Annotated in this window: 6 protein-coding genes; 3 read left to right on the plus strand and 3 right to left on the minus strand. The window is 70.6% G+C overall.

The window, feature by feature from the left end; all coding sequences use genetic code 11:
- Positions 1 to 460: 460 nt before the first annotated feature.
- Together ACFYXF_RS08720 and ACFYXF_RS08725 are read left to right on the plus strand one after the other, a co-directional pair.
- Positions 461 to 5266 (plus strand): polymorphic toxin-type HINT domain-containing protein, encoded by a 4806-nt coding sequence (locus ACFYXF_RS08720; RefSeq protein ID WP_389349011.1) that lies wholly within the window; start codon positions 461 to 463, stop codon positions 5264 to 5266.
- Between the two features lie 2 nt (positions 5267 to 5268).
- A complete protein-coding gene (locus ACFYXF_RS08725) occupies positions 5269 to 5940 on the plus strand; it encodes a hypothetical protein (protein ID WP_389348832.1) in 672 nt (223 codons plus the stop codon).
- Positions 5941 to 6016: 76 nt separating this feature from the next.
- Here ACFYXF_RS08725 and pyk read toward each other — a convergent pair whose 3' ends face one another.
- The 3 genes from pyk to pta form a co-directional block, all read right to left on the minus strand.
- Complete coding sequence (gene pyk / locus ACFYXF_RS08730; protein ID WP_389348833.1) at positions 6017 to 7447, minus strand: pyruvate kinase; 1431 nt, start codon at positions 7445 to 7447, stop codon at positions 6017 to 6019.
- Positions 7448 to 7628: 181 nt separating this feature from the next.
- Positions 7629 to 8849, minus strand: a complete 1221-nt coding sequence (locus tag ACFYXF_RS08735) for an acetate kinase (protein ID WP_389348834.1) — start codon at positions 8847 to 8849, stop codon at positions 7629 to 7631.
- Positions 8846 to 10945: a phosphate acetyltransferase gene (gene pta / locus ACFYXF_RS08740; RefSeq protein WP_389348835.1), complete on the minus strand. Its 2100-nt coding sequence runs from the start codon at positions 10943 to 10945 to the stop codon at positions 8846 to 8848. Before pta ends, ACFYXF_RS08735 begins: the two co-directional genes overlap by 4 nt.
- A gap of 171 nt (positions 10946 to 11116) precedes the next feature.
- Here pta and ACFYXF_RS08745 point away from each other — a divergent pair, with 171 nt between their 5' ends.
- Positions 11117 to 12142, plus strand: a complete 1026-nt coding sequence (locus ACFYXF_RS08745; RefSeq protein WP_389348836.1) for an ATP-dependent 6-phosphofructokinase — start codon at positions 11117 to 11119, stop codon at positions 12140 to 12142.
- The last annotated feature ends 26 nt before the right edge of the window (positions 12143 to 12168 follow it).

A 12168-nucleotide genomic window follows, 5' to 3' on the forward strand; every position in this document is an offset into this window, starting at 1 on the left:
CAGAACTTCCTGACTTTCCTTCGCTGCGAGCCGCCTGTGACGCCACCGGTCGGCCGTGGGCGAGTGTTCGTCGTGCTTTCTTCCTGCCGGACGAGACCGATCATCCGGACCGACCATCCAGGCAGGCATCGACGTGCGAACAACTCCGAGAACACCTCGACGAATCAGTCCGCAAAGATAATCCGCATTCACGCCTGCCAATTCCCGGGACCGTTCCGGCCCCCGGGCGCAGGCCTGTGATCTCTGTTCGGATCCATTGCCCGAGCGACCGTCAGGTTCGAGGGCGCGAGGCCGCTGAGTCACGCGAGCCCGCCACATCCTCCCGTCGCTCCCTGATCAGACTGGTACTCCATTGCGCTCCAGATCCCCAGGGTCTTCCAGAACCCTGCCCAGACTCTCTCGCCTGACCGGCGTTCTGCTCCCGCCGACGCTCGCCCTGGCCCTGGTGGCCGGGGTGGGTGTGAACAACGAGTACACGGCACCGCGGACCGAACCGGCCGCCGACTACGACTGGTACGAGGACACCGCCGCCGAGCAGTTGCGGCAGGACCAGTGCCTGATGAGCGACGTACTGCGGCTGGGCGGGCCGACCATGGCCGCCACCGCGAAGGACGCGCTCAACCAGAGTCCGGAGCGGCTGCGCGTGCTGGCCGACCGGGCCCACTGGGAGAACACCCCGCTCGCCATCGCGTACAAGTCCGACCGGGATGCCGCGCTCGCCGAGCTGAACCGGCTCGACGCGCTCCACGACAGCTGGAAGATCACCGGGCTCGAGACGCCGGGCGGCTTCCGTTCCGTCGCCGACTTCCGGTGGCCGCCCGGGACCAGCGGTGACGACGGTGAGGACTTCCACTCCCAGACCGGTCTCACGGCGTGGATCGCCGACCGGTTCTGGAAGTCCGAGAGCGACTTCTACGAGGATGCGACTCCGCCGGCCGACGCGGCGACCGTCGCGGCGGTCAAAGCCCTGGGACAGCCGCTGTACGGCAGCGACCCTGATCCGTCTCTGCCGGACTGGAACCGGCGGCTCGCCCTGCGGGACGCCTACGAGTACCTGACCGACTGGAGCCTGGAGCCGACCGGCGCGGACAACGCCCGCCTCTTCCTCAGCTCGGGCGGCTTCCCGAACAAGGCACCGGTGGCGGGTACCGCCGAGCACCGGGTCGCGGTCGAGGACCTCAAGTCCCGGTTCGCCGCCTGTGCGTGGCGTGACCCGATCGACCCGGAGAAGGTCCTGGGCGAGGTGTCCGCGACCGCCGGGGCGGAGTGGCAGCAGGAGATCGGCTCGCAGGCCGCCAAGCGCAACGACATCCTGACCGCGAACAAGAACGCCGTCCAGGCGCTGACCGTGGCCTCCGAGTCGATGGGCAAGATGCTCGGCCACTCGTGGGTCGCCGACCACATCACCCGCTGGCAGGACTACTGGTCCTCGGGCGGCATCGGCTGGATCGGCGACTCCCCGATGACCGTCCAGATCCCGGGCGCGAGCGGCAAGTGCCTGGGCGTGCAGGGGGCCGGCACCGCGAACGGCACGGCTGTCGAGGTCGTCGCCTGCTCCACGGCCACCGCCCAGCAGTGGCGGGTCAACGGGGGCTACGGCGAGGGCTACAGCCTGCAGAACGTGAACTCGCAGAAGTGCCTCGACCTCGCCACCAACCTGACGAAGATCCAGATCTCGGCCTGCAACGGCACGCCCAAGCAGGTGTGGAAGTTCAGCGTCCGGGCCGGCGCCACCCTGCAGAACCTGGGCGCGAACAAGTGCCTCAACTTCCCCACGTACACCGCCGGACAGGACGCGCTCGCGGCCGTCTGCAGCACCGCTGCCACGCAGAAGGTGCTGTTCAAGGTCTCCGCGCACAACGGCACAGTGCCGCCGGCGGCGGAGTTCACCAAGGCCACGCAGCGGCTGACCGCCGCGCGCACCGGAGCGCAGGCCGAGCTGGCCGAGCTCAAGCGCCAGGCCACGGCCGCCACGGCCGCCCAGACCGCCAGCGCCACCGCCGAACAGGCGGCGTACGCGATCGCGGACGCCAACGGGGCGCCGCGGGGCCGCGGTCTGCTGGTGGGCCAGCAGAAGGCGCAGGTCACGCAGGGAGCGGCAGCCGCGGTCGCGGCGCTGGTGAAGGCCGGCGAGACCGCCGAGGCGGCCACTCGGGCGGCTGCCGCGGACAGCGCCACGATCGCCCAGCGGGCGCTCGCGCAGGCCGCGCAGTCCAAGGCCGAGTTCCGCAAGCAGGCGGCCTACCGGGCCGAACTGCAGGCCAAGGCGGCCGCGGACGCGGCCAAGCTGCACCGTGACAACGCCAAGAAGGACAAGGAGCTGGCCGAGGCCAAGCTCGCCGAGTCCCTGGTCGCGGAGGCCGACGCCAAGGCGGCTGCTGCCGACGCGCACGCCAAGCGGCTGAAGGCCGAGGCCGAAGAGGCCACGGCGAAGAAGGAGAAGGAGACCGCCGACGTCAAGAGGTCGGAGGCGGCCCGGCACCGGCAGACCGCGGAGGCCGAAGCGGCCAACGCCGAGACTGCCAAGGGCAGGGCCGAGGCGTCGGAGGCCACCGCGGTGGCCCGGAAGACGGACGCCGAGAATGCCCGGGACCGTGCCGGGGAACTGCGCGACGACGCGTGGGACGCCGAGCAGAAGGCGGACGCGGCGCGCGCCAAGGCCGACGCCAAGGAGGCCTACGCCGAATCCCTGACAGCGGGGGACGCGGCGGACGCCGCGCGGGCGGCTGCCGATGAGGCCGACCGGCACGCGGAAGACGCCGAGTCGGCGGCAGGCCGGGCCCGTACCGCGGCCGACGCGGCCACCCAGGCGGCAGCGGACGCTGACGCGGCGGCGACCCGCGCGGAGGCCGCGGCCAAGCGCTCCCGGGCAGCCGCGGACGAGGCGCAGGCGGCGAAGCTGCGGGCGGACGCCGCGGTGCGCACCGCGACCAGCGCCGCCGCCGACGCCATCGACGCCTCCGAGCACGCCTCGGCCGAGGCCGCGTTGTCGGTCGAGGCGGCCAACGAGGCCGAGGCGCAGGCGAAGACGGCCAAGGCCGAGGCGGACGCGGCGCAGGCCGAGGCCGACAAGGCCACCGCCGCCGCAGCGAAGGCGGCGGGGTTCGCCTATGTCACCGCGCAGGCGGCGGTGGACGCCGGGAGCTCGGCCGCGCAGGTCGCGGCTCCCGCGAACGACGCGATCCAGCTCGGCTCGCCGTACGTCACCAAGGACTCGGCCGCTTCCCTGGTGGTCCTGTCCGGCCAGGCGGCGAAGACCATCGCCGAACAGCAGAAGGCCGTCGCGGACGCCCACGCCGTCAACGCGGCCGAGGAGGCCGCCGCCGCCCAGGTCATCGCCGACCAGGCACAGGGCGACGCCAAGGTCGCCTACCAGCACGCGGCGAACGCCGCCAAGTACGCTGCGGACGCCCGCGGTTACTCGAAGGAGGCACTGACCTACGCGGCTGCCGCGGCGACCGCCGCCGCGAAGGCACAGCAGTCGCTCGCCCGCACCATCGAGTACGGCCGGCAGGCCACGGCCGACGCGGTGGCCGCCGACAAGGCCGCAGGCCGCGCCGAGGGCTACGCCGACGCGGCCCGCACCTCCGCGGACGCAGCCGCCCTCGACGCCGCCGCGGCCCGCACCGCTGCCGCACAGGCGGAGGAGTCCGCGAGCCAGGCCAGGGCCGCAGCCGAACGGGCCGACGCCGCGGCGACGGCGGCGGAGGAAGCCGCCAAGGACGCCCAGGCATTCGCCGAATCAGCACAGCGGGCAGCCGAGTCCGCCGAACGCAAGGCCGCCAACAAGACGGTCAGCGACGGCGCCGGCACCAGCTTCGGCGGCGGCACGTTCTTCGTCGTGGACGAGGACAGCGTCGAGGTCACGAATGTCAGGCAGCAACAGCCGTGCGAGCTGCCGCCCGGCATCGGCACGAGTTGCACGGTCACCTTCACCTACACCTTCAACGTCAAGGTCGACTACTACCTGTGCACCAACTCCGACGTGCCGGCGACCCAGTCGGGCTGCCCGTCGGCGGACACGGTGCACCTGGGTTCACAGCCCTTCACCGGCCTGAAGAAGGACATCACCAAGACATTCACCCAGTGGGAGATCCTTCAGGGCCTGCTCAAGACCTATCTCGAGGTGGGCAAGCAGATCCTGGTCCAGGACTTCCTGGACTGCTGGCACGGCAGTGTGTCCGGCTGCGCCTGGGCGGCGTCCAACTTCATCCCGGGCAAGGCACTGGGCAAGGTCGTCGAGGGGCTCAACGCCCTGAAGACCGCCATGCGCTCGGGCACCGGAGTGCGGGAGGCGCTCAACGCGCTGAGAAAACTGGACATCGACCCGGCGACCCTCTCCAAGATCGAGAACACGGTCGACACGTACGAGGACCTGGTCACCGCCTGCACCCGGAACAGTTTCCCCGGAGGCACCCAGGTGCTCATGGCGGACGGCTCCCGCAAGGCGATCCGCGACGTGCGTGTCGGTGAGACGGTGCTGGCCACCGACCCGCGGAGCGGGCAGTCCACGGCCCAGCCGGTGACCGCGGCCTTCAGCCACGACACCACACGGCTGGTGGACATCACCGTCAGCGGCGGAGTCCTGACCAGCACGGCCGGTCACCGGTTCTACGTCCCGGAGCGCGGCTGGACCCTGGTCTCGGACCTGCGGGTGGGCGACCGCCTGCGCACCCCCGACGGGGGCCTGCACCGGGTGCAGGGCCTGCGGGACCGCGCCGGCCTGGCGCCCAGCGAGGTGTTCGACCTCACGGTCGACGGGTTCCACTCGTTCTACGTCGGCACGGCCGGGCAGCGCTCCCGCGACGTCCTGGTGCACAACTGCACCAACATCCTCGCCGACGAGGGCATCGAGGGTGCGCACACCCTCAACGACCATGTGGACCTCACCCCGCAGAAGCTGGCCGACAAGCTGGCCAGGGACGGCGTGGCGACGCAGTGGACCAGCAAGGCCATCGCCGCCGAGGCGGTCGAGAAGGGCATGGCAGACTGGATCAGGCTGCCCGGCAACGCGGACAAGCTGGAGGCCTGGCGCCTCAGGCAGGCCCAGCGGGTCGGCAAGGGCATCGGCTTCGACCCGAGGAAGGACCTGCTGCCCATCCGCATACCGTTCACCGGGCGCGGCGCCTCACTCGGTACGAAGTGGGTGAGAGGCGGCGACTCGGCAGGCCAGGCCGTCGGCAACACGGTGGTGATCCAGCTGAAGTTCGCCAAGGGGCACATGAAGCCCAAGACCTGGGTCGTCTACACGGCCTACCCGGAGTAGAGATGACCTACGAGACCGGCCTCACCTGGCTCTCCGAGCAGTGCGACGAGCTGGCGGATCTGCCTCCTGCGGAGATGGACTGCCTCATCGAGCGGGGGCCGGTCTCGGCCATGCTCCTGATCACCGAACGGTCGGTCCGGGAGCTCGGCCACCCGGCGTCCCGGCAGCTGGGCCGTGACGTACGGCGGCTACTGGACTCCGGCCTGGCGGACGACACGATCCGCACGGCCTGGGTCGGTTCGACGGACTACGCGTTCGACCCGGCCAAGCAGCAGGTCGGAGCGCGGGAGTGGCTGGAGCGGATCGAATCGGCCTGGCTCGCGGCGGAATCCCACCGTGACCCCGGCTTCACCCCGCCCCCGGCCGACCCCGTGACGGACGAGTCGCTGCGCGCCGCCGTGTACGGGGCGATGGCGCCGGTGGCCGCCGCGCTGACACGGGCACACGAGGAAGGAGAGGTCTTCAACCCGCTGCCGCTGTCCGCCCCCCTGGTACCGGCGCTGGAGCAGGTCGTAACCGGGGCGGACGCCGACCTCGGTTTCCGGCTCTTCCTGCGCGCGGTCAGACACCACGCGCTGCCGCTGGACGGCCCATGTCGGGCGGCGCTGGTGACACTCGGCGAACGCCTCGGCCACCCGGAGGGCGCGGTCGAACAGGGCCTTCAGCGGGACTGACGCGACGAGGGCTGTACACCGAGGGCGCCCCCTGCCACAGGGGGCGCCCTCACCGTCGTACAAATGCAACCGCAGATCAGGCGTGTTCGCCCTCGCCCAGGTGATGCACCCGGACCATGTTCGTCGTGCCCGGGACGCCGGGCGGGGAGCCGGCCGTCATGACGACGACCTCGCCCACCTTGAAGCGGCCCAGCTTCAGCATCTCCTGGTCGACCAGGGAGACCATCTCGTCCGTGCTGTTAACGAACGGGACGACGTACGAGTCGACGCCCCAGCTCAGGGCCAGCTGGTTGCGGGTGCCCTCGTCCGTCGTGAAGGCGACGATCGGCTGGGCCGCGCGGTAGCGGGAGAGACGGCGGGCCGTGTCGCCGGACTTGGTGAAGGCGACCAGGCCCGTGCCGCCGAGGAAGTCGGCGATCTCGCAGGCCGCGCGGGCGACCGAACCGCCCTGCGTCTTCGGCTTCTTGCCGGGGACCAGGGGCTGGAGGCCCTTGGAGAGGAGTTCGTCCTCCGCCGCCGCCACGATCTTCGACATCGTCTTGACCGTCTCGATCGGGTAGGCGCCCACGCTCGACTCCGCGGACAGCATGACCGCGTCCGCGCCGTCCAGGATCGCGTTCGCCACGTCGGACGCCTCGGCGCGCGTCGGGCGGGAGTTGGTGATCATCGACTCCATCATCTGGGTCGCGACGATCACCGGCTTGGCGTTGCGCCGGCACAGCTCCACGAGGCGCTTCTGCACCATCGGGACCCGCTCCAGGGGGTACTCGACGGCGAGGTCGCCACGGGCCACCATCACACCGTCGAAGGCCGCGACGACGGCCTCCATGTTGTCGACCGCCTGCGGCTTCTCCACCTTGGCGATGACGGGGACGCGGCGGCCCTCCTCGTCCATGATCTTGTGGACGTCGTCCACGTCGGCGGCGTCGCGGACGAAGGACAGCGCGACCAGGTCGCAGCCCATGCGCAGGGCGAAGCGCAGGTCCTCGATGTCCTTCTCGGACAGGGCCGGGACGTTCACGGCCGCGCCGGGCAGGTTGATGCCCTTGTGGTCCGAGATGACGCCGCCCTCGATGACGATCGACTTCACCCGCGAACCCTCGACGTCCAGGACCTTCAGCTCGACGTTGCCGTCGTTGATCAGGATCTGGTCGCCGCGGGACACATCACCCGGCAGGCCCTTGTACGTCGTACCGCAGATGGTCTTGTCACCGGGGACGTCCTCGGTGGTGATGACGAACTCGTCGCCCCGGACCAGCTCGACGGGGCCCTCCGCGAAGGTCTCCAGGCGGATCTTCGGGCCCTGGAGGTCGGCCAGGACGCCGATCGCCCGGCCGGTCTCCTTGGCGGCGGCCCTGACCCGGTCGTACCGGCCCTGGTGCTCGGCGTGCGAGCCGTGGCTGAAGTTGAACCGGGCCACGTTCATGCCGGCCTCGATCAGCGAGACGAGCATTTCATGGGAGTCGACCGCGGGGCCGAGAGTACAAACGATTTTCGAACGGCGCATGGGGCGATCCTATCGGTTTGTTTCGCTTCGGAATATTCCGCCTGGTGGACGACGTAGAAGACCGCAGAAGGCATGGCCTGAACACAAAAGGGCAGGATGGCGCTCAGGTGAGGCTCTCCCATCAATATCCGTTAAGTCTGCTCAGTTGTCGCGAGTTGCCTTCAGTTGTCGCCGGCTGCCGTCAGCCGTCCGTTCTCACCAGTGCGTACGTCTGTGTCGCGATCTCCAGCTCCTCGTCCGTCGGCACGACCGCTACCGCGACCCGGGAGCCCGCCGGCGAGATCAGCCTGGCCTCGGGGCTCCGTACGGCGTTCAGAGCGCCGTCCACGGCCACGCCCAGCCCCTCCAGACCGGCCGTCGCAGCCTCGCGCACCGGCGCCGCGTTCTCGCCGACCCCGGCCGTGAACGCGATGGCGTCCACCCGGCCGAGTACCGCGTAATAGGCGCCGATGTACTTCTTCAGACGGTGGATGTATATGTCGAAGGCCAGCCGGGCCGCCGGGGCGTCCGCGCCGCCCTCGTCGATACGGCGGCGGATTTCCCGCATGTCGTTGTCTCCGCACAGGCCGATCAAGCCGCTCTTCTTGTTGAGAAGAGTGTCGATCTCGTCCGTGGACATTCCGCCAACACGCGCCAAATGGAAGATGACGGCCGGATCCAGGTCACCGGACCGCGTCCCCATCACCAGCCCCTCCAGCGGCGTCAGCCCCATCGAGGTGTCCACACACCTGCCGCCCTGTACGGCGGACGCGGACGCGCCGTTCCCCAGGTGCAGCACGATCACGTTCACGTCCTCGGGCGCCCGGCCGAGGAGCTTCGCCGTCTCCCGGGACACGTACGCGTGGGACGTGCCGTGGAACCCGTACCGTCTGATCCGGTACTCGTCGGCCGTCTTCACGTCGATCGCGTAGCGGGCCGCCGACTCCGGCATCGTGGTGTGGAAGGCCGTGTCGAAGACCGCGACCTGGGGGAGGTCGGGGCGCAGGGCCTGGGCGGTACGGATGCCGGTGAGGTTCGCCGGGTTGTGGAGCGGCGCCACCGGGATCAGACGCTCGATCTCCGCGAGGACCGTGTCGTCGACGACCGTCGGTTCGGTGAAGGACTGGCCGCCGTGCACGACGCGATGCCCTATGGCCGCCAACTGGGGCGAGTCCAGGCCCAGTCGGTCCTTCGCCAGCTCCTCCGCCACCGCCTGGAGAGCCGCCTCGTGGTCGGCGATCGGGCCCGTGCGCTCACGGGACTCCCCACCCGTCGCCAGCGGGGTGTGCTTCAGGCGGGAGGTCTCCTCACCGATGCGTTCCACCAGGCCGACGGCGAGCCGGCTGCTGTCGCGCATGTCGAGCAGCTGGTACTTGAGGGAGGACGAACCGGAGTTGAGGACGAGGACGCGGGTCGCGGTCACTGGTGGGGCACCTTCGGGGCGGAGTCGGTGGTCTGGGCCTGGATCGCGGTGATCGCGACCGTCGTGACGATGTCCGGGACCAGGGCGCCCCGGGACAGGTCGTTGACGGGCTTGCGCAGGCCCTGGAGGACCGGGCCGACGGCGATCGCGCCGGCCGAACGCTGCACGGCCTTGTAGGTGTTGTTCCCGGTGTTGAGGTCCGGGAAGATCAACACGCTTGCCTGGCCCGCGACTTCGGAGCCGGGGAGTTTCGTGGCGGCGACGGTCGGCTCCACGGCCGCGTCGTACTGGATGGGTCCTTCGATACGGAGGTCAGGGCGCCGCGAGCGCACCAGTTCCGTCGCCTCCCGCACCTTGTCGACGTCGGCGCCCGACCCGGACGTGCCCGTCGAGTACGACAGCATCGCGATCCTCGGCTCGACGCCGAACTGCTCGGCGGTGGCGGCCGACTGGATGGCGATGTCGGCCAGCTGCTCGGCGTTCGGGTCGGGGTTTACCGCACAGTCGCCGTAGACGAGGACCTTGTCGGCCAGGCACATGAAGAAGACGGAGGAGACGATGTCGGCGTCCGGCTTGGTCTTGATGATCTCGAAGGCGGGCCGGATCGTCGCGGCCGTGGAGTGGACCGACCCCGACACCATGCCGTCGGCCAGGCCCTCCTGGACCATCAGGGTGCCGAAGTAGTTGACGTCCGAGACGACGTCGTAGGCCAGCTCGACCGTGACGCCCCGGTGGGCGCGGAGGGCGGCGTACTTCTCGGCGAAGGTGTCCCGGAGTTCGGAGGTCGCCGGGTCGATCAGCTGGGTGTCGCCGAGGTCGATGCCCAGGTCGGCGGCCTTCTTGCGGATGCCGTCGACCGGGCCGAGCAGCGTCAGGTCGCACACGCCACGGCGCAGCAGCACCTCGGCGGCGTGCAGGACGCGTTCCTCGGCGCCCTCGGGGAGGACGACGCGGCGCTTGTCGGCGCGGGCGCGTTCGAGGAGCTTGTGCTCGAACATCATCGGCGTGACACGGTCGCTGCTGGGTGCGGAGACCCGCTTGAGAAGTTCCGAGGTGTCCACATGACGCTCGAAGAGACCGAGGGCGGTTTCCGCCTTGCGCGGGGTGGCCGCGTTCAACTTCCCCTCCAGGGAGAAGAGTTGGGCGGCGGTGGGGAAGCTGGTGCCGGCCACGGAGACGACCGGGGTGCCGGGGGCGAGCCGGGCGGCGAGGGTGAGTACCTCGTCGCTGGGGCGCTCGTTCAGGGTCAGCAGGACGCCCGCGATGGGCGGCGTACCGGCGCTGTGCGCGGCGAGGGCGCCGACGACCAGGTCGGCGCGGTCGCCGGGGGTGACGACCAGGCAGCCCGGGGTCAGCGCGGTGAGGAAGTTGGGCAGCATCGCGCCGCCGAAGACGAAGTCCAGCGCGTCACGGGCGAGGCCCGAGTCGTCGCCGAGGACCACCGTGCCGCCGAGCGCGTGGGTGATCTGGGCGACCGTCGGCGCGGAGAGGGCGGGCTCGTCGGGGAGGACGTAACAGGGCACGGGGAGGCGGGAGTCGAGGCGCTCGGCTATCCCGGCGCGGTCCTCGCGGGCGACGCGGTTGGCGACCATCGCGAGGACGTCGCAGCCCAGCGCCTCGTACGCGCGGTACGCGTTGCGGGTCTCGGCGAGCACCGACTCGGCGGTCTGGTGGCGACCGCCGACGACCGCGACGACGGACGCGCCGAACTCGTTCGCGAGACGGGCGTTGAGGGCCAGCTCGTCCGGGAACTGGGTGTCGGCGAAGTCGGTGCCGAGGACGAGGACGACGTCGTACTCACGGGCGACCCGGAGGAAGCGGTCGACGAGGGTGGAGACGAGTTCGTCGGTGCCCTGCTCGGCCTGGAGCGCGGACGCCTCCGGGTAGTCCATGCCGTACACGGTCGCCGGGTCCTGGGAGAGGCGGTAGCGGGCGCGCAGCAGCTCGAAGAGACGGTCCGGGTTGTCGTGCACCAGGGGGCGGAAGACGCCGACCCGGTCGACCTGCCGGGTCAGCAGCTCCATGACCCCCAGCTCGACGACCTGGCGGCCGTCGCCCCGGTCGATGCCGGTCACGTACACGCTGCGGGTCGTCACGCGTGCTCTCCGTTTCGTCGCTCGGTTTCGTTCGACAGTACCTGCGGCGCCTGCCAGGGCACCTGGTAGGCCCGTCAGGATCGGGGGTGTGCCAGGGCGTGAAACAATTGGAATGGCTCACCGGTATCAAAAGCCCGCAGAGCGATCACAGCGAGCAGGAGACACAGCACGATGCGTATCGGAGTTCTCACCGCAGGTGGCGACTGCCCCGGCCTGAACGCAGTGATCCGGTCGGTCGTGCACCGAGCGGTCACTCAGTACGACGACGAGGTCATCGGCTTCGAGGACGGCTACGCTGGTCTGCTCGACGGCCGCTACCGCACGCTCGACCTCGACGCGGTCAGCGGCATCCTGGCCCGCGGCGGCACGATCCTCGGCTCCTCCCGCCTCCAGCGCGACCGGCTCCGCGAGGCCTGCGAGAACGCGCAGGACATGGCCCGCGAGTTCGGTATCGACGTGCTGATCCCGATCGGCGGCGAGGGCACGCTCACGGCGGCGCGGATGCTGAGCGACGCGGGTCTGCCGGTGGTCGGCGTCCCGAAGACGATCGACAACGACATCTCGTCCACGGACCGGACCTTCGGCTTCGACACGGCGGTGGGTGTCGCGACGGAGGCGATGGACCGCCTCAAGACCACCGCCGAGTCCCACCAGCGCGTGATGGTCGTCGAGGTCATGGGACGGCACGCGGGCTGGATCGCCCTGGAGTCCGGCATGGCCGCCGGCGCCCACGGCATCTGCCTGCCCGAACGCCCCTTCGACCCGGCCCACCTGGTGAAGATGGTCGAGGAACGGTTCGCGCGCGGCAAGAAGTTCGCGGTCATCTGCGTCGCCGAGGGCGCGCACCCCGCCGAGGGCAGCATGGACTACGGCCACGGCGCGATCGACCAGTTCGGCCACGAGCGCTTCCAGGGCATCGGTACGGCACTCGCGTACGAGCTGGAACGCCGGCTCGGCAAGGAGGCCAAGCCGGTCATCCTCGGCCACATCCAGCGCGGCGGCACGCCCACCGCGTACGACCGAGTCCTCGCGACCCGCTTCGGCTGGCACGCGGTGGAGGCCGCGCACCAGGGCACGTTCGGGCGGATGACGGCGCTGCGCGGGACGGACGTGGTGATGGTGCCGCTGGCGGAGGCGGTCACTGAGTTGAAGACGGTCCCGAAGGACCGGATGGACGAGGCGGAGTCGGTGTTCTAGGCAGCGGTGCCGGTGTTTTAGGCGGC

This window comes from Streptomyces sp. NPDC002680, from assembly GCF_042889145.1.
In the GTDB taxonomy this organism is placed as follows: domain Bacteria; phylum Actinomycetota; class Actinomycetes; order Streptomycetales; family Streptomycetaceae; genus Streptomyces; species Streptomyces adonidis.

What these genes read in the sequence shown, in the direction of transcription:
- pyk (WP_389348833.1), bottom strand. Translation starts at nt 7,447, where the DNA reads ATGCGCCGTTCGAAAATCGTTTGTACTCTCGGCCCCGCGGTCGACTCC.
- ACFYXF_RS08745 (WP_389348836.1), top strand. Translation starts at nt 11,117, where the DNA reads ATGCGTATCGGAGTTCTCACCGCAGGTGGCGACTGCCCCGGCCTGAAC.
- ACFYXF_RS08725 (WP_389348832.1), top strand. Translation starts at nt 5,269, where the DNA reads ATGACCTACGAGACCGGCCTCACCTGGCTCTCCGAGCAGTGCGACGAG.